The organism is Fibrobacter sp. UWB12 (assembly GCF_900142485.1).
Lineage (GTDB): Bacteria > Fibrobacterota > Fibrobacteria > Fibrobacterales > Fibrobacteraceae > Fibrobacter.
The window spans coordinates 507,160-526,401 of record NZ_FRAZ01000001.1 but is presented as its reverse complement, the minus strand read 5'-3'; the positions used below and the strand labels follow the sequence as shown (position 1 = coordinate 526,401).

Sequence of the window (19,242 nt, the reverse complement as noted above, 5' to 3'; positions counted from 1 at the left end):
TCATTTTCAAACCGAATATAAAAAAATGCTATTATTCCTTTCAGAACATCAATCAACTAATAACTATTGACTAAAAACCAACAACTAAAAATGGATATCAATCAGCTCGCTCAACAGCACATTTTAAAGCAGCCGCTCTACGTGACCGGCAAACCCATCGCCTACACCGCTCGTGAATTCGGTCTCGACCCAAAAGACATCGACAAGCTCGCCAGCAACGAAAACCCGTTTGGCCCGAGCCCGAAGGGCATGGCCGAAGCTCGCAAGGCTTTGGAAGAAGTGAACCTCTATCCAGATGGCGGTTCTTACGACCTCATCGGAAAGATTGCTGAATTTCGCGGCGTGAACCGCGACCAGATTGCTGTGGGTAACGGCAGTAACGAACTTTTGGACATGATTGCCCAGGTGTTCCTCGGCCCCGGCACGGAAGCCGTCATGGGCAACCACAGCTTCGCTGTTTACAAGCTCGCCACGATGGCCATGAACGCCAAGATTGTTGAAGTTGACATGCCTGCTCCGGGATACAACTACAACCTCAAGGCTATGCGCGACGCCGTGAACGAAAAGACCCGCATCGTGTTCCTCGCTAACCCGAACAACCCGACCGGTTCTGACCTCACCGCCAAGGAAATTTTGGACTTCGCCGACAGCCTCCCGGAAACTTGCGTTCTCGTGATGGACGAAGCCTACACCGAATTTATCGAAGACACGCCGGAACTCGTCCCGGATTTCAACAGCCGCATCGCCGCTGGCAAGAACATCATCTGCTGCCGTACGTTCAGTAAGATCTACGGTCTCGCTGGTCTCCGCGTGGGCTACTGCATCACCCGTCCGGAAATCGTCGCCCTCATCAACCGCGTGCGTGAACCGTTCAACGTGAACAGCATCGCTCAGGCAGCTGCCATCGGCGCTATCGACGACCAGGATTACGTAAACAAGGTTCGCGAACTCAACAAGAAGGGTCTCGAACAGCTCAAGGCTGGTTTCAAGGAACTCGGCCTCGCCTACGTCGACAGCCACGCAAACTTCATCGCCGTCAGCGGATTCAAGGATCCGATGGACGCCTTCAAGTTCTTGCAGGCCAAGGGCACCATCATCCGTCCGCAGCCGGCTATGGGTGACGTGCTCCGCATTACCGTCGGTACCGAAGCACAGAACAAGAAATGCCTCGAAAACATCAAGGCATATCTCGGCAAGTAAACCGAGAAAGAGACTGCGCGAAGCCCGCGCCTAGCGCCAAAGCTCACGGCATTGCCCGTGTGATTTCTAAGCGCGGTTTTTGCAGCAGAAGTCAAGCAGAAAACCTGGTCCGCGAGGGCCGGGTTTCTTTGCGTGGTAAAATCGTCCGCGATCCGGACACTCCCGCCCGCGAAAATGATGAAATTTGCGTTGACGGAAAGCATGTAAAAGCAAGCGAGTTCGTTTACTTTATGATGAACAAGCCTCGCGGTTTCGTGACCACGGCAAGCGACGAGAAAGGGCGTGCAACCGTGATGGACCTTTTCCGCGAGCAATACGCCAAGATGTTCCCCGGCAAGGCTGTGCCGCATATATCGCCCGTTGGCAGGCTCGATGCCGCTAGCGAAGGGCTACTGCTATTTACAAACGATACTCAATGGGCAGACGCATTGCTGAACCCGCGAGATTCCGGCATCCCTCGACTTCGCTCGGGACAGGCTCCGGCCGGAATGACAAAGTGGATTCAGCATACCAAAATCTACCGCGTTCAGGTCAACGGCCACCCCACCACCGAAGAACTTTCGCAAATGGAAGCAGGTTTCAACGTTCCGCCACGAGTCTTTGGTGAACCCGAAGAATTCATGCACGCCGTCAGCGCCAAGCTCTACAGCGCAGGCGAAAAGAACTGTTGGCTAGAAATTACTTTAGACGAAGGCAAGAATCGCGAAATTCGCCGCATGCTCGCGAAGCTCGGCTACGAAGTCTTGCGTCTCGTCCGCATCAAGTTCTGCAATTTTGAGTTGGGCGATTTAAAGCAGGGTTGCATCAAAAAACTAGATGCTCCGCAGCATTAAGCCGATCGCGGCTTACCCGTCCAGCCAAGTTTTTCTCGAAGAGCGCCCACAAATCCCGTGTGACGCATACGAATAAACGTTGTCACAAGCTTACTTTCAGACAACATCACATATTCATCCGGTTTCATTTCAAAATCTATACGCCCGTCAAAAACGAGATCAAGCGAGCAATTCACCGCCGAAGCCATTCGCAACTTTTTGTCCGTCAGCGAAAGCACAAGCGGACGCACCGAGAGGCTGCTCGGCGCCACAGGCGTGAGCACCACCGCAGGCGTCGAAGGATGGATAATCGGGCCACCAGCAGCAAGGTTGTATGCAGTCGAGCCCGTCGGCGTCGAAACGAGAATTGAATCCGCCCAGTATTCCGTCAGGCAGGTATCGTTATAAGCCACGTTCACGTTTACCATGCGTTCCGGAGCGTGCGCGCGCACGTGGACTTCGTTCAGCACGGTCTGCTTTGCAATGCACTTTCTGCCATGATAAACCGCAGCCTCGATCATCATGCGTTCACGAGTCGAAAAATCGCCAGCAATCAAGCTGTCAAGCGTCTTGGTCAAGCCTTCCACGCGCGATTCCGCCAAGAATCCCACGCGACCGGCATTCACGCCAAGAATCGGGATGTTATGACCAAGCGCAATATGCGCGGCAGTAAGCACAGTGCCATCGCCGCCAACAGCAATCAGCAAATCCGTCTTCTGCAATGCGGATTCCTTCACCACGCGAATCGGCTTTTTTACAAGTTCCTTCAAGGAATCCAGCGCGCAAAACTTGATTTGCGGATGTTCGAGCGCCCATGCCGAAATTTGCTTCAAGGCACATGCCAAATCGGCACTTTTGTCCTTGAATCCGACAATTCCAATATTGCAAAAAGACTTGTTCATTTATGAATCCTTAGTTTTCTTTGCTAGACAAGAAGGCGATTCCGGCATCCTTCGACTGTTGCTCAGGACAGGCTCTGGTCGGAATGACAAATCGGGCAACAACATTCTATTCCTTCTTCTCGGCGTTTTCGGCCACAAGCACGTTCTTCATTTTTTCATAAACGCCTGGGAACACCGCCTCGACCTTGTCCATATTCTCGACCGGTTCATCGTTCTGCAGCGCAAGCGAAAGCACGTTCAAGGCAAGCCCCATCTGCGCCGATTCACCCGCATCAAAATCGCTACCGTTCACAATCGTCTCGAGCCCGCGAATCACAAGACCGTCATCGTACACGCCGACTTCGGCACCCGTCTTGCGCAAGTTCACCGCCAAGACTTCATTCTTGGGGCGCATTTCAACACGCACTTCTTTAGGCACTCGCAAAATCGTCTCGCCTTCGGCGTAGCAAGCCGCCACCGCCAACAGCGGGTATTCTTCAAGCGCCGTTGCAATCACGTCTTCACTAAAGCGGCGGCCCTGCAAACGCTTGCCCGAAGCGAACGGCTTGATTTCCACATCGCCAAAAACGTCACCGTACTTTTCACGACGGCTCACCGTTTCCACGTTGGCGCCCATGCGCTTGAGGCATGTGAGCGCCCCTGCACGGCTACTGTTCAAGTCCACGTTCAAAAGTTTGATGACGTTGTCTTTCGGCATATTCCCGACAGTCGCAAGCACCGCAAAAGCAGTCGCTTCCGTGGTATCGCCCGGCACATAATATTCACGCGCCGTAATCACCTTCGTCTCCGAAAGTTCCGTGAACTGCGTACGTTCAATCTTCTTGCCCTGCGCAATCATCAAGCGGCGTTCGAATTCGCTCAACTGCTCCATGCCACGGCCTTCGTACTTCACAGCCGCACCAAAGTAAATGAGCATTTTGGTCCACTGGTCATGCACCGTAGACTTTTCTTCAAAATTCAAATATTCATTACGGATAAGCGCACGGAGCAAAAGCCTGTTACGCATCACATACGAAACGTTCCCGAGCGAATCCTTCTTTACATTCAATTCGTCGCGCAAAAAATTAAAGACAAACTTTGCAGGTTCATCTTTCTGGACCTTAATCTTGAAATACTTTTGCAAAGTTTCCTTGGCCGTGTTCACGCGGGCAATTCCCGCATCGTCCACTTCGGCGGCAAACGTATAAAGTTGTTCTTCGTCCTTGCTCGCCAGCGTCCACAAAAGCACATTCTCGGCCTCATTGAACTTTATCGGAAGCATCGTCGGAACTGGGTACTGGAACCCCTTGCCGTTAAGCACCAACTGGTGCCCTTGCAATTCGTAAGACAACCCAAATTCTTTAAGAGCCTCGGCATAACGTTCACTGCCACTCGCCCATGCGAAATCTTCTAACACGGTGCGGCCATTCACAAGGAGCGCCATCACCAGTGTCAAATTCATCCGTTCTCGGTCGGGGTTCATCAAGAATTCCATCGTCTTTTCCTTAAATTCCTTTCTATCAAATTAACGTCTTTCTTTAACTTCGTAATCCAAATAACGTAAAGTCTTTACTGCACGAGCAGCTTCTTCTTCGGTCTTGAACGCAAGCAAAAGCGTGCCCGCCACATTTTCGCGAACCTTCATAAGTTCAATATCGCGAATGTTGATGCCTTCTTCGGCAAGCGGCTGCATCACGCTCAACAGAGCGCCCGGCTTATCCTTGAGCTGTACCGTAATTTCGTAGAACGAAGCGGTATTGTTGCGACCCGGAGCAAACAAACTCGCACGGCCATCGTTACCCGCCTTGAAAATATCGGCAAGCGCCTGGGAATTATCCGCCACCACACTCTGTTCGTCATTTTCAAAATTGCCCGATGCAGGCTTGCCATCTTTAACAACATTCAAGCCGTTCATCGCAGCAATCGTCTTGTCGAGGCCATCACGAACTTCGCAAAGTGCACGCGTCGTCTCGTCACGATTGGTCACCGCAATATCGTGCCACATCCCCCAACCCGAGGCAGCAATACGCGTCATGTCACGGAAAGCGCGCCCCGCAAAATGCTGGTAATTGTGAGCAAGCAAACGCTCCGGCAAGTTGCCAGCCAGCGTCGAACTCAGCATCTGCGGCATGTGACTCACCCACGCCATCGTGCGGTCGTGATGTTCCGGCGGGAACACCACAGCATTTGCGCCCACAAAATGAATCAATTCCAAAAGCGGCGCATAAACCGATTCTTCCGTACCTTCGGGCGGGCAGACAAACCAGTACGCATTTTCAAAAATCGCAGGGTCATTGTACTCGCAAGTACGCTTTTCGGAACCCGCCATCGGGTGGCTACCGACAAAACGGAACGGAGCCGGCAAACGCATGCCCGCCTTGCAAATTTCAACCTTCGTCGAGCCGATATCGCTCACCAAAATTTCACGGCCAGCAGAACCCGCCCACGAAACGCGCCCCAGCGCATCAATCATTTTAAGAATGTGGATAATCGGCGCACAGAGCAAAATCAAGTCACTGTCTTTTGCCCATTCTTCCGTTTGGTCGTACTGGTAAAATTCATCGGCAAGTTCAAGCTCGCGAGCACGCTTGAGCGTTGCAGGCGAACTCACCGCACGAATCTTCGTCGGGAGTTTAGCCTGCTTGATGGCCGCCGCAATCGAGCTTGCCAAGAGGCCAAAACCCACCATAGTAATGCGGCCAACCATTATTCTTCCACCTTGCGAGTTTCTTCCATGATGACACGGAAAATATTCTGGAACGATTCCGGAGAAAGCGGCCCACCCGCCTTTTTCGCCTTTTCGGCAACTTCGTTCAAAACAGCCGTTTCGCGACCTTCGTCAAACACGGGCAAACCCTTCTGCTTTTTGATTTTACCAATCTCGGCAGCGTATGTCGCCCTCTTGTTGAGGATCGCCATCAGTTCATCGTTCAGTTCATCAATGCGAATGCGCCATTCATTAATATCCATGTATGTGAATGTAGAAAAAAATGGTTGCTGTTTTGCGATGAATACGTTGATGAAAGAGCCATATACAGCAGAAACTAGATTGGGACAGGAACAAAGAATTTTCTACACAACGAAAATTTTACAATGTGTTTTTTTTGCTCAAAAATGACCCTTCTAGAAGAGCGAATTGCATCTAATCTCAACAACGACAAGCCTTAGGCGAAGCTTTAACTCAAAAACATAGGCCCCTTGTGCATGAGAATGTGATGGAGGTAATTTTTAACAGCAAAACAAACATAACAACATAGGAGCCAATATGGGCATATTTATATCTCTTCACGCATCCAACAAAGTTGATCCAGCTCAATGGGAAAAAGCCTACGAGGAAACACTCGTTCTTGTAGATGCTTTTAATTTTATTGAAGTACGTGAATTCGAAAAATTTGACTTTAAATATTTTGCGGCCGTAAAAAGCGAAGAACGCAAGCATCATTGTGGGGTCGGTTGGCTTACTGAAGGAGATGGTAACTTTATGATGACTGCGGAAGATTTCTTTTTACCTCGCAAAATTAGTCCGCCTAAAGAAAAGGATGAATATTGTGACCCATTGATGTATATTTATGCACAAAATGGAAGCATTAATTTTGAAAATCCTTATGTGAGGGGTTTGCGTTCTTTTTGGGGTGGTAAAACTCAAGGAAAACCATACCATAATGCACTCCTTGCCATCGGTTGCCTTTTAGATGATCGCTTGAATGGAGAGGTTTTGTGCAGTGATGATATTACTTATGGGCAGTGTAAGTATGCAGTGGATGTGGCGAATAAAATTTTGAAGAAAAAGATTGGCATGCCTCTTCGCTGCCGAATCGAAGATTTGTATAAAAGGGTTCGCAAGTTGCCTATTGAAAAAGACCAAATGTTAGAAGCTTTTGCTGCAACATATTTGGGCGTGAAGGATGAACATTATTATAAATTTGTCGACGAACACTTTTCCGATGAAGAACAACATCTTTTTATCAAGAAAAGGATAAACAACCAATTGTTAGGTTCCTATGGCTTTGATGACAGCATACAGGAAATTCTTTCGTATAATGTACCTATCGCTAGTGTATGTTCTGCGTTTTTAGAGATGGACTCTGAAAATAAAAAACTTAGCAATGATAAAGATCCTTACAAAGTATTCATAAATCACATTCTCGATACCGACATTTATTTGCCTAAAAAAGATTTGCGTAATTGCTTGGATGTGGATGAAAATACAGCCGAGACTATGAGTGTGGAAAAACAGTTCGCTAGTTTTATGTTTTTCTCGGCTCGAGACCGTCGTGTTGCACGCTATATTCCCTTGGATAAATTAAAGGAACAGTTCATAGCGGCCATTGGTGACAGATGCGATGTCGGTGGAATTGTTGACAACTATATTGCAGAAAAAAAGGAAAAACTGGAGAAACAGGAATTAGATTCCTGTGCACAACTGAATGATGTTCATGATGAATTGAATAAGCAGATTGAAGAAAGTCGAAAAAATTATGACATAAGCGATATCGAGCATCTAATCTTTTATAAAAAAGGAAATACAATTGAGCCGAATCTTTTGGACTATCTTAAAAAGTGTGTAATTTTTTTCAAGTCACTTTTAGAACAGCCTCAGTTTAAGGAAATACCCCTGTGGAAATATGAGAATAAATGTCGATTTCTTGAACTTCAAAATAAATCTCTTTATCTGATGAACTCTGTGTGGCTTCAAATTTTCGAAAACATTAGGAATAATCCTGATAGTTTCAAACGATATTATGTTATGGTTCGAACAGAAATCCATAGTGATTCTATTCATAGTCTTATCAGAGCTTATGTAGAAAACGATGATTTCTATGAGTTTTGCCAAACTCTGTGAGTAAGCTCCCCCTTTTTACAGCAATACCAATACATGTAATTCAATAGTTTGCAAAATGACGACTTTTGATAACGGTTGTTTGCAAAATTGTCGAAGTTTTACTTTTCAAAAGTTTTACCAAGTATATTAAGGCTCCTGAATCTATTATAGGAGAATACAAATGAACATAAAACCTTTCGACGAGCTCGACATTACCGACCCGATCATGTTCGGTCTTGTCTTCAGCAACAAGGACATCGCCCAGCCATTCATTGAACATCTGCTAGACATCAAAATCGACCACCTGGAAACGCCTATTCCAGAAGCGGTTTTAAGCTACGATGCAGAGCACAAAGGAGTCCGCTATGATGTCTTTGCTCGAGAAACCAACGAAAACGGAGAGACAATCCGTTCCTTTGATCTTGAGATGCAAATGGTCGATACCAAGGAACTTCCACAAAGAGCCAGATATTACCAGAGCGTAGGTGATGGCGTAGCCCTTTCCAAAGGCGACTTTTACACAAGTCTTCGGGAACAATATATCATTTTCCTGTGTCCCAAGGACATTTTCAAAGGCGGACTCCCTGCATACCATTTTGAAAACAGAGCTAAGGAGAATACAAACATCACTCTGAATGACCTTACTTTCAAAAACTTTTATATATTTAGTAAGTACGAGGAATTTGCAGACCCAATCGTCAAAGCTTACATGAAGTACTTTGCGACACAGAACCCAGACTCTCGTGAGACCGAAACCATCAACAAACAAGTATCCTTTTACAAGACCGATACGTTCATAAGGAAAAGATACATGATTTACGAATATGATTTTCACGAACGAGAGAATGAAATACGAAAAGAAGCAGAAGCCAAAGCCTTAGAAGAGAAAAAGGCCATGGCCAAAGGTTTCCGTGACGATGGATTTCCTCTAGAAGCTATCTCCAAGCGAACAGGCTTCACAATCGACGAAATCAAGTCTTTCTAAGCAAACATCCGCTCCCTTACTCAAGGGAGCTTTTTTTTCACGTCCGGCTCGATCGGGCTGTAAGCTTCCCCATAATGACCTTACTTTCAAAAACTTTTGAGCTTCGCTCCAAATCCGCTGCGGCTCGGAAATGCCCAACAAGTCGGTCACTTTTCTCGCCTTGCAGGATTTATTATTTTTAGTAAGTACGAGGAATTTGCAGACCCAATCGTCAAAGCTTACATGAAGTACTTTGCGACACAGAACCCAGACTCTCGTGAGACCGAAACCATCAACAAACAAGTATCCTTTTACAAGACCGATACGTTCATAAGGAAAAGATACATGATTTACGAATATGATTTTCACGAACGAGAGAATGAAATACGAAAAGAAGCAGAAGCCAAAGCCTTAGAAGAGAAAAAGGCCATGGCCAAAGGTTTCCGTGATGCCAAGGTTCCTTTGGAAATAATCTCCGCACAAACCGGCTTCACCATCGACGAAATCAAGTCTTTCTAAGCAAACATCCGCTCCCTTACTCAAGGGAGCTTTTTTTTTCATGTCCGGCTCGATCGGGCATCCCCTCCCACGCAAAAAAACAAAAAGTCCCGCCAACGGCGAGACTTTTTCAGTATTCTAAACAATAGAACAGCAAATTACAACAATATTCCATTTACAAAATGCATTTCATAAGGCTGTCGTTCAGCAATTCTTATATCAAGTGGATATACAGAATTATTAAAAGGCACCTGTGCATCAAGGAAAGAACGCAAAATACTCATTTCTCTCTCATTTTGACGATTCTGTGCAGCATATTTCCGTTCTTGCGCATTTTGAGGAACTTCAGGAACAACATCCAAAGATTTAATAAGGCCATCAAGCCTTTCCTTCGAAAAACCAGTTGTCACAACCCCAAAATGTGGTTCTATATTTGAAAATACAGAATCTATACAATCAGATTCATCAGTTAAATAGCAGAGAGAGGCAGCATACTTCATTGTTGAAATACACTGATTGTAAAAACGTAATACATCCTTTTTTTCATGACCAAAAGTATGTTTCATATCGTAAATGAAACAAGCTTTTTTTTCTTTATCGACTGGGAAAAATATATACAGAATATCAGCAGCATTCACACCAGAAGACTTTGGTTGCAATTCAGAAGAACAACATTCATAACCCAGCAGTGCAATGTTGTCACCATCAAGTTTAACAGAAACAATGACGGAATCCGTAAAAGGGACCTGACTCTCAACGCCATCAACTCTTTGACAGATTGTTCCTTTTTCAACAAAAAGGAATCTATCATCGCCATTTACGGCAGTTAATTTACAAACAGTATTAGCTTTTTTTTCGAAAGAAAAAACATCTTTCTGCGGTTTAAAAAACTTATAACGATTGGCTAAGCTACGCATTTTTCCCCGTAATAGCTAGATAATCACTATACAACTTATCATTTGTCTCATTAAACAATGAAAAATCGTAGCCTATACCTAAATTGATAAATTTTTCCACTTCCGTTACAACCGTTCGCCCTTCAACATCCTTTATAAATTGATAAGCATGAACACAATCTTCTTTCAACAAATCATCAGATTCATATCCCAATTTTTCAGCTATTGAAACAGAATTTTCAGAGAACGACATTGTTACAAGGTTCGAAATTGCAGCAGCCATAGTATCACTATGCGTACTTACAATCACATTAACGCCTGAATTAACCAATCGATTCATAAGACGAGCCAACTGTATTTGCGTTGTTGGGTGTTGGCTAGTCTCAATTTCATCATAAAAAATACGTCCAAAAAGATCAACCGAAGATAACACATGGACCAACGGGGATAATTCGTTTACCATAGAAGATGCCAAATACAATGGCAAATCCATTCCATCTTGAGTTCTAAATCGGATCTCTTCACCAATACGATTTATGGTTCCATGAATTATTTTCTTATCAATAAAATCAATTAACTCCTTATTTCGTTCAAAAGATCCCGCATCGAACTTATAAGTTTGCATAAAAGACAAATAATCAAAAACAGGTCCTGTCAAACCTAATTTTTTTGATTCCAAGGGTTGCGCTTTTGATTCGTCCAGATCAAAAGAGATCGGTCGTGCCAATTCCGCAAAAAGGTTCTTATAAACCAAATTCAACCCAGAACGAGATGCCGGTAAAAACAAAGACCTCGATCCCTGCTTATACATCAAACGTTGCATTGTCAAGCCAACAAGGAAATCAATCCAAAATGATTTCGAACGTTCTCCTTCCTTCGCTGCCACATAAACAAAATCATTGTTTTCTATACAAATAAAAGAATCACTAGTACCCTTATCAATATTTTTAGAATACCTAACCTTTTTCTGTATTCTTTCTATCTCATTTAGTTGATTTTTTCTAATTTCAAAAAACTTTTCACCAATATCATCCAAATCAAGTTCCAACGACAAAGAACCTATCATAAGGTTTTCGTTGAAAATATTTTTTACAATTTTCTGTTTGTTCTCATAAAGCCATTTATTAACTGACGACTGAATATCCTTTATATTCGAAGCATCTATCCGAAACGGATAATCATTAAAAACAGGGCTATCAAAATCTTGAATATGATCAAGAGCATCAACCACCCCATATATCAACTGCATCAGGTACGTCTTACCACTATTGTTGTCACCAACAAAAATGGAATATCCGTTCAGTTCCACGCTGGCAAATTTGATTTTCCCAAAATTTTCAACATTAAGTTTCATTTTTATACCTTTAGTAAAAAAGATATATAATTTCAGTGTATTTTTTTTTCATCTATCACAAAAATGCACATTTCGACGTAAAAACCGCATAAAATATTCCCTAGATGTGCACCATAGACTTGAATACGTATACAAAAAAAAACTCCCGGGAGGGAGTTTTTTTTGTTTACTTCTTCTTTTCGCCGTACCGGTAGCGGTAACCGTAGCCGTAGCCATACCCGTAACCGTAACCATAACCGTACGAACTACCGTCATGCACGCACTTGTTCAGCACAATGGCCTTTTTCTCAAGCTTAGCCATGCTCAACTGGTCGATAATCTCCTGAATGTTCTCCATGGAATGTTTCTTGTATTCCACGACAATCAGCCCAAAATCGGCAAGCTTTGCGATTGCCTGCGCATCGGACACCAGCGAGCAAGGCGGCGTATCGATAACCACGATATCGTACTTTTCGCGACATTCCTGCACCAGCTCGGCAAAAGCCTTTGACGCAAGCATTTCACCCGGATTCGCCACACGCGAACCCTTCGGCAAAAAGTAAGCACCTTCACCCATATCCACAACAACACTATCCAATGTCGCCGACTTTGCAATAACATCCGAAACGCCCTTTTCGTGCTTGTGCGAAAGCCTGGACTTGCGCAGGTCCGCATCAATAAAAATAACGCGCTTGTTCTGCTTTGCAAAAAGGTACGTAAGGTTCAACGACACAAAGCTCTTGCCCGCCTCGGGCGAAATACCCGTCACCATCAGCACGCGCCCGCCCTCGTCGATGCACGAAAATTCCAGCGCCGTACGCAACGCACGAAGCTTTTCGATAGCAAAGTCTTCGGAATCGGCCTTTGCCAAAATAAAACGCTTGTCATTTACGCCAGGCAGCTTGTGGCTGATATGCGTCTTGGGCACCTTGGCATAAACGCTCACACCCGTTTCACGTTCAATCTCTGAAGAAGAACCCACACCGCGGTTACGTATGCGATGCAACAAAAGAACGAGAACCCAAGCAAAGCCAAAACCGCCACCGAGCCCAGCAAGTACAATCATCTTACGCTTCGGTTTAACAGGCTTCCAGTGAATATAGGCAGGGTCTACAATACGCACGTTACCGATTTCGCTTGCACGCACCACACGGAGCTGCTGGATGTTGTTCAAAATAGACGTGTAAAGTTCGTTGTTGAGTTCCACATCTTGTTTGAGCTTTAGCACATCTTGTTGCGTAACCGGGAGCGCCTTGACTTTACCCTCTTCCTTACTAATTTCTTTACGGATACGTCCTTGTTGCGAAAGAATCGCCTGCATGGCAGGGTGGTCTTGTTTGAACAAACGAGATTTTTCTTGATATTCCTGTTCCAATGCAAGCAACTGAGTTTTGAGGTCTACTTGACGTTTTAATGTACCTTGAGCCTCGGCCCCCAAGTCGACAGTCCCCACCTTGTTACGGTAATTAGTCAAAAGTTGCTGGGCAGAATCTAGCTTAGCCTTAATCGTCGGCAGTTGTTTTTCCAAAAATTCCAGGGACTTTTCGGCCTCTGCACTGCGCATCTCTACGTTCTGGCGTACATACATCTGCGCTACAGCGTTAAGCACTTTGGCAGCACGGTCCGGGTAACGATCCTGGTACGCAATTTCGATGATATTCGTATTCTTCCCCAATTCATCAGCTTGCACTATTTTTTGCAAAATTTCAGCCATACGGAGAACAGACAACCTGTGTAAAACGAATTTTTGCCCCGGGAGCGCATCCATAGAGCGCACACAAATAGCAACAGAATCCCCCTCCACATGCACGCGATATGTTTCGCCCACCTTACCCACAACAACGCTTGTACCAAGCGGAGTAAACAATTCATAAGAATCTTCCGACTTTACCTCGGCAACCCAGTTGCCATCATCTTCATCAAAAACCCTAGGGGGTTCGAACAAATCCAAGTCCATCCGCCCCTCGCGGTGCATAAGGCGATCCATAACACCAACTGGTTCAGCCCCATAATTCAGATGCATTTTTTCGACCACTGGCATCAGCACGCTAAGGCTCTTAATCAAATAAATCTCTGACTTGGCTGGGCTATGCGATTCGAACAGTTCGCCAATATCGGCTATAGCCTTGCCACTCCTAGACTTCGTGTCAAGTTGCAGCATCGCCGTACTACGAAAAACATCCCGACTGTAGCGGGCGTATGTAGCCCCAACAACCAACCCTATAAAAGAAAGCAGGGCGAAAATAAACCAATGGCGGCGGAAAATGCCGAACAATTCAAAAACGTCAATGACATCGTTCTGATTAATCCCTCCCTGCGTTACCGGGCCCTGATTCATCTGATTTTCTGTTGTATTAGTCATATTCTAATTATAAACCTTTCGTGTAAAACACTTGCCTTAAACTATTAAGAGTAATTAACATTTAAACACATCAATTAAAATAGTAAATTATAAGATTTACAAAAGGTGTATTTGCAAAATCCAAACATCTATTTTCACATAAAAATGAACATTTTTCAAAATTTTAAGTTTACCCCTCCCCCCCAAAAAAAACTTGCCGTTTTCATCTATTCTGTTTCAAGCAACACGCTTAAAATTTCCTTTGTTCAAAAATCCTTGTAAGTTTCAGTTTGCATAATGACAATTTTTAACAACAGCTGGTTGCAAAATTGTTGAAGTTTTTTCCAAAAATTTTGTCATGTATATTATGGGTATTGCCCAAAGGCAAACCCCATAATAAATAATTTCTAACAACATAACCGATCCCAATTTCTATCGTCTTGTTTGGCATTTTTCTATACCCCATTCATAGACTATATCTATTTTCGGGGTGTCAACGCCATTCTTTCTTGCCAAATCCACAATAAACCGGAGCCCGAATGGAAAATCTTCCGTAAAATAGGACATTTTAAATCCAGTACTTTTCTGTCTCTTTTTCAATTTTTACTTCAGGAACAGATTGGTTCTCCAGGAGTTCGTAAATTTTTGATGCGTAGACAACGTCATGAAGAGCCAAACCGTAATTATAATCTATAATTCGTTGATCTTCTGACTTACGCCCCGGATCGCGTCCTGCAAGGACTTCCCCAATTTCGTTATAATCGTGATACTGCGGGAAATACTTGAAGTTTTTCACGTGATCCGTGTCATCTCCAAAAACGCGATCGAACGTAACATCACAGTTTTGGAATCCACGCATATGCACAGGAATGATCGTTATACCAGGTTTGAAGACGGATTCATCCTCGACAAACAGCCCATGAGCACTTGTGATACAGCTAATCAAGACATCCACCGACGAAGCCATATCCTTTATATCGTCAATGATTTCAAAACTCACGTTCGAGTACGCTTTAAAACGTTCAATAAATTGCTCTGCCTGATCCTTGTATCGAAGTAATTTTACCTGGAAAAACTTTTCCGGCTCCTGTTCAAGAATGCACAGCAACGACGCACGCGCAGTATTTCCGAGTCCAACGAAACCATAAGTACTAGCATTGTTCACACGAAGGGCCTTTGCAGAAACAGCAGCAACCGCTCCGGTTCTCATGGTCGTTATCCAGTCGCTATCCACAAGAGCCAACAGCTCCCCTGAAGCAGCATCATACAGCATCATGTCACTACCAAGACTTGGAACCGCGCCTTCAATTCGGTGAACTTCCTTTATTCCAAAAAACATTCGTCCATTCTTGTTTTTGGGCAAAAGACATGGCATGGATGTAAAAAAATCCATATCAGCCGGATGCACGCTTATTTTTGCAGGCAGCTGAGCCTCTTTTTTCATGGCAAAACTTTCACGAATCCATTTCACACATTCCTTTGGCGAAATGTTCAAGCTGCGAATCAGTTTTTCAGAAATGATTTTCATTTGTCTAGCTCCTTAAAGGCTTTGAGAAGTCTTGCGTTATCTTCGTGACTACGAACCGCTATTCGCATGTACTGTTTGCCGTCGAAGCCCTTCTTGTCGCTGCAATCACGCGTCAAAATATTGTACTTCTTGAGCATCGTGAGGACAAGGCTGTTCGCGTTTTTCGGCGGAAGGATTTCGCAGAGGAAATAGTTCGCTTCTGACGGCATCACCCTCAGGAACTTGATTTTACGTAGCTCATCTCCAAAGGCATCCCGTTCCTCGATGAACTGTTCACAGGCAAGGTTGTAGTCCTTTTCGTACTTGGTGTAAATCTGCATGAAGAACTCGGCGAAACTATTGAGGTTCCAAATGCTCACGACCTTCTTCATTTTGGCAATGAGGTCCTTATCTGCAGAGCAAAGGATTCCAAGGCGAATTCCCGGGACGCCATAACTCTTGGAAATACTCTTCATTACCACCAAGTGCGGGTGCGCTTCCAGAATTTTGTCATCAAGAAGCGAATTGTCCTCATAGCCATGGCTGAAATCTACGAAGCTTTCATCCACTATCAGACGGGTACCATTTTTTTCGCACCATTCGGCCAACGTCAAGATATCCTTTTTAGGAATAAAATTACCTGACGGATTGTCCGGATTAATCAACAGCAGATTGTCCGCATGATTCTTGCCGAAGAATTCCATCAAATCCTTGGCAGAATAGCGGTAATCGGCGTTCTTCGGAACAAAGGTGACAAGAGTTTCCGGATTGCGGCGATTCGGGTACTCCTCGAACGTGGGACGGGTCACGCCCAGCGTGCCGGGGAGATCTTCCATCAGGGCCTTAATCAGTTCGGCGGCACCGTTGCCGGGGATTACATATTCTTCCTTCACTCCCCAGCACTTGGAGGCAAGGAGCGTATTGACCTTCATGCCAGAAGGATATTCGCCAATAAGCGTCCTAAAATTGGCATTCATCTCGTCAATGATGCGGGAATTGCGGAAATACGGGTTCACCAGATAGCAGTAATCAAGCATCTTCGGGAAACGCCAGAATCCACCATAACGGCCGTAATACTTGCGGAGAATATCCTTCTCTTCTGCAAAGAGAGCTTCGGCAATATCCAGGTCCTGCTTGTCGTCTATCTCGTACCATTTCTCGTTGGTGATGGGCAAAGCCTTGAGGTCGCTCTTGCTCAAGAAAGAAATAATACGCAAGACATTCTCATAATACTCGTTGTTGCCGATAGCCTTGCAGTATGCATCTAGGAAAGGCACATACTTGGTGCGGGAAAACTCCTTGCTGAACTTGTAGATGTTAACTGTCTTGTAATAGCAGCCAACCTCGCCGTAACTGAACGCTGCCTTGGTTACGAAATTGACGATATTGTTCTCACGATCAAGCTTGACCATGGTACCGTCCATCCAAGTTTCGTACTTTGCCACCAACGCCAAATTTGGGAACGGATTGTCCAAGAGGAGATTGAACATTCCGTCGTCAAAAATCAGGTCGCTTTCGATGAGGAGCGAGTCATCTTCCTGAAGCTGTTCTTTCGCAAGTGCAAGGGAATAGATATTGTTCGTCTTGTCGTAAATCGGATTATTTACATACTCGATTTTCAAGCCGTTCCGTTCCGTCCCGAGGTAGTCCATCAACTTCTTGCCTTCATACCCAACAACGATAACAACACGAGTCAGCCCCAACTTGCTCAACTGGTTAAGCGTTCTGTCAATCAAAGGAGTCCCATTTACTGGGACCATACATTTCGTATTGTTCTTAGTATACTCGCCAAGGCGTTTTCCCATTCCTGCAGCTAAAATGACTGCTTGCATATTATTTTTCCTTGAAAATAGTTAATGAACTTATCCCTTTTTAGTTGAAAAAATTAGTTCTCCAACCAGTGTATATTTTGCTATTAGGTACTCGCCAATAAATAGGTTCATGCTTTTTCCCAAATTTTTTCGACTTATAGTACCATGAAATTAAACAATTACGAGGGGAATCTTACACATCGCAATCACAAGTGCTCCTACGACATCATAATTTCCAATAAATTTCTTTCTACTCTCAAGCATATCCAACTACTTCCTCGTAATCTCTTTTGCAGGAACTCCTGCAACATACACACCCTCAGCAACATCTTTATCCAGATAAGACTGAGCACATACGACACACCCATCATGCAAAGTTATTTCTCCGCAGACAACTGAGTTCGTATACACAGTCACATTATCCAGTATTGTCGGTCGCCCTCTATGTTTAACTCCTAATGTCACACCTTGATACACTGTAAAGTTTTCTCCGATATACTCACAATTCAGATAGACACAATCACCGTGCTTAATGAGAAGTCCTTCACCAACATAGATATTTGCATTTGCATGTATTCCATATTTGTATTCATAATGCCGCAGGATGAGATATATAACCGGACTTATCAGTATTTTTCGCAACCTTGTAAGTCTAGACCATTGAAGGAGTCGAAACCACACGTCGAATCTAAAAACAGTCCCCCGTGGTAACAAATACATCCTTATGGCATTGCCAAATGTCGGTTTACAAAGTCTTGACAGATCTGACTTAATTACCCTTAATACACCCCTCCCGTATAGCTCCCGGAGCGATTTCTTATTTTTCCATTACTCATAATCTTCGCAATAATCTCCCCAAATTTTGCAGTTTGGCCAGCATCTTCGCGGACAATATTCCACCAAGCGAGGAATGCAGGTACCCGTTAATATAGCAACATATAAAAACATAACTATTCCGGAGCAAGAACCTAAGCCTCGTCAATACTCCTAAACACATACAATACCAATCATTCTTGTCGGGTAGTCCTGTCAAACACGTTAACAATTCATTTACGTTATTCAATGACAAAATCATACACATTTCTACAATACACAATTTCTGCAAAATTATCAACAGCATATTTTCGAGCGCAGTCAACAATACGTTTCGTATTTTCGACATCATTAATCACTTGCGCCAATCGTTTAAGGAAATCGGTTTCCGTAACAAATTGAAAACCTGTAACGCCCGATTTGATAAGTTCGGGAGTTCCACCAGCATCCAACCCAATCACTGGTTTATTACGCAACATAGCTTCAATAGTCACCCGTCCAAAAGCTTCTGATCTTGAACACATCACAAGAATATCAAATTTTGAATATATATCATCGGTATTCCGAACAAAGCCTTCAAAAAAAACGTTCTTTTCTACTTTCAAATCTTTTACTTGCCGGACAATTCGTCTTTTATAAGGACTCTCTTTATCCCCCACAATGTGTAACGTCAGACCAGGATATTTTTTTAATATTTGGGGCATAAAGCCTATAATTAAATGTTGCTGTTTGGATATATCAATATTACCAACAATCCCTAATCTAACATTTTGTCTATTTAAATGAAATGGTTCTATCGCATTTGGTATAGGCAATCCATTATACACAACCCGTCCGTTTTGAGGGATTTCACCGACAACAGACTTGGCAACCGCTTTAGACACAAAAATAATTTTATCACTTTTTAGGATCTTGCTTTTCTTACTTTTTCTTCCGAAAATGTATCTAGCACCAAAATCCTCTTGCATAAATTCTCTCACATGCATCACATGTTTTTTTTGCAACAATTTTGCAACCAATATACTATAACAATCTGCAGAACTATTCGAATAGATTATATCAGGATTAATCATCCTCACTTTATACAACAAAAGAAAAAAAGCAAATAAATTATACAACCACAAAATCGGCAATATTAAATATTTCTTATTCAATTTTACATACATCGCTTCAAAGAAGAATTTAACACAATGCACGTCAACACCCATTTCATGTAAATGCTGAAAAAACAAACCTCTAGAAGGCATTAGCACAGAAACAGCAACGCCCTGTTTTAGAAAATATTTGACAAGACTTTCCAAAGATCGGTTGGATCCTAAAAGAAAACTATAATGTGTTACAAAAAGCACTTTCATCTCAAGCAG

General features: G+C 43.9%; 16 protein-coding genes. 5 read left to right on the top strand and 11 right to left on the bottom strand.

Going from position 1 to position 19,242, the window contains the following annotated elements; translation table 11 throughout:
* The first annotated feature begins 90 nt into the window (after positions 1–90).
* Positions 91–1,200 carry a histidinol-phosphate transaminase gene (hisC, locus tag BUA34_RS02140; protein ID WP_072827079.1) on the top strand — a complete coding sequence of 370 codons (1,110 nt, stop codon included), beginning with the start codon at positions 91–93 and terminating at the stop codon, positions 1,198–1,200.
* Positions 1,164–2,033, top strand: a complete 870-nt coding sequence (locus BUA34_RS02135; RefSeq protein WP_072827078.1) for a pseudouridine synthase — start codon at positions 1,164–1,166, stop codon at positions 2,031–2,033. Before hisC ends, BUA34_RS02135 begins: the two co-directional genes overlap by 37 nt.
* Here the strand turns inward: BUA34_RS02135 and BUA34_RS02130 are convergent.
* From BUA34_RS02130 to BUA34_RS02115, 4 genes are all read right to left on the bottom strand, one after another.
* Positions 2,030–2,914 carry an NAD(+)/NADH kinase gene (locus BUA34_RS02130; RefSeq protein WP_072827077.1) on the bottom strand — a complete coding sequence of 295 codons (885 nt, stop codon included), beginning with the start codon at positions 2,912–2,914 and terminating at the stop codon, positions 2,030–2,032. The two genes, BUA34_RS02135 and BUA34_RS02130, sit on opposite strands and share 4 nt — an antisense overlap.
* 106 nt (positions 2,915–3,020) lie before the next feature.
* Entirely contained in the window at positions 3,021–4,388 is a 1,368-nt protein-coding gene (locus BUA34_RS02125) for a 3-phosphoshikimate 1-carboxyvinyltransferase (protein WP_072827076.1), read from the bottom strand.
* A gap of 30 nt (positions 4,389–4,418) precedes the next feature.
* A complete protein-coding gene (locus BUA34_RS02120; protein WP_072827075.1) occupies positions 4,419–5,600 on the bottom strand; it encodes a prephenate dehydrogenase/arogenate dehydrogenase family protein in 1,182 nt (393 codons plus the stop codon).
* Positions 5,600–5,863, bottom strand: a complete 264-nt coding sequence (locus tag BUA34_RS02115; RefSeq protein ID WP_072827074.1) for a chorismate mutase — start codon at positions 5,861–5,863, stop codon at positions 5,600–5,602. Before BUA34_RS02115 ends, BUA34_RS02120 begins: the two co-directional genes overlap by 1 nt.
* Positions 5,864–6,158: 295 nt before the next feature.
* Here BUA34_RS02115 and BUA34_RS02110 point away from each other — a divergent pair, with 295 nt between their 5' ends.
* The 3 genes from BUA34_RS02110 (at position 6,159) to BUA34_RS02100 (ending at position 9,198) form a co-directional block, all read left to right on the top strand.
* Positions 6,159–7,736 carry a hypothetical protein gene (locus BUA34_RS02110; protein WP_072827073.1) on the top strand — a complete coding sequence of 526 codons (1,578 nt, stop codon included), beginning with the start codon at positions 6,159–6,161 and terminating at the stop codon, positions 7,734–7,736.
* Between the two features lie 160 nt (positions 7,737–7,896).
* Positions 7,897–8,700: an Rpn family recombination-promoting nuclease/putative transposase gene (locus tag BUA34_RS02105; RefSeq protein WP_072827072.1), complete on the top strand. Its 804-nt coding sequence runs from the start codon at positions 7,897–7,899 to the stop codon at positions 8,698–8,700.
* A 96-nt stretch (positions 8,701–8,796) separates the two neighbouring features.
* Complete coding sequence (locus tag BUA34_RS02100) at positions 8,797–9,198, top strand: hypothetical protein (protein ID WP_072827071.1); 402 nt, start codon at positions 8,797–8,799, stop codon at positions 9,196–9,198.
* Between the two features lie 137 nt (positions 9,199–9,335).
* Here BUA34_RS02100 and BUA34_RS02095 read toward each other — a convergent pair whose 3' ends face one another.
* The 7 genes from BUA34_RS02095 to BUA34_RS02060 all read right to left on the bottom strand — a co-directional run bounded on the left by BUA34_RS02095 (position 9,336) and on the right by BUA34_RS02060 (position 19,233).
* Positions 9,336–10,094: a hypothetical protein gene (locus BUA34_RS02095; protein ID WP_072827070.1), complete on the bottom strand. Its 759-nt coding sequence runs from the start codon at positions 10,092–10,094 to the stop codon at positions 9,336–9,338.
* A complete protein-coding gene (locus BUA34_RS02090; protein ID WP_072827069.1) occupies positions 10,087–11,427 on the bottom strand; it encodes an AAA family ATPase in 1,341 nt (446 codons plus the stop codon). Before BUA34_RS02090 ends, BUA34_RS02095 begins: the two co-directional genes overlap by 8 nt.
* Positions 11,428–11,593: 166 nt before the next feature.
* Complete coding sequence (locus BUA34_RS02085) at positions 11,594–13,768, bottom strand: polysaccharide biosynthesis tyrosine autokinase (RefSeq protein WP_072827068.1); 2,175 nt, start codon at positions 13,766–13,768, stop codon at positions 11,594–11,596.
* A gap of 411 nt (positions 13,769–14,179) precedes the next feature.
* Positions 14,180–14,314, bottom strand: a complete 135-nt coding sequence (locus BUA34_RS16235) for an NAD/NADP octopine/nopaline dehydrogenase family protein (RefSeq protein WP_083579706.1) — start codon at positions 14,312–14,314, stop codon at positions 14,180–14,182.
* A gap of 1 nt (position 14,315) precedes the next feature.
* Positions 14,316–15,275 carry an ornithine cyclodeaminase gene (locus tag BUA34_RS02075; RefSeq protein ID WP_072827067.1) on the bottom strand — a complete coding sequence of 320 codons (960 nt, stop codon included), beginning with the start codon at positions 15,273–15,275 and terminating at the stop codon, positions 14,316–14,318.
* Positions 15,272–17,086 (bottom strand): aminotransferase class I/II-fold pyridoxal phosphate-dependent enzyme, encoded by a 1,815-nt coding sequence (locus BUA34_RS02070; protein ID WP_072827066.1) that lies wholly within the window; start codon positions 17,084–17,086, stop codon positions 15,272–15,274. Before BUA34_RS02070 ends, BUA34_RS02075 begins: the two co-directional genes overlap by 4 nt.
* A 1,034-nt stretch (positions 17,087–18,120) precedes the next feature.
* Positions 18,121–19,233: a glycosyltransferase family 4 protein gene (locus BUA34_RS02060; RefSeq protein WP_072827064.1), complete on the bottom strand. Its 1,113-nt coding sequence runs from the start codon at positions 19,231–19,233 to the stop codon at positions 18,121–18,123.
* Positions 19,234–19,242: the final 9 nt, after the last annotated feature.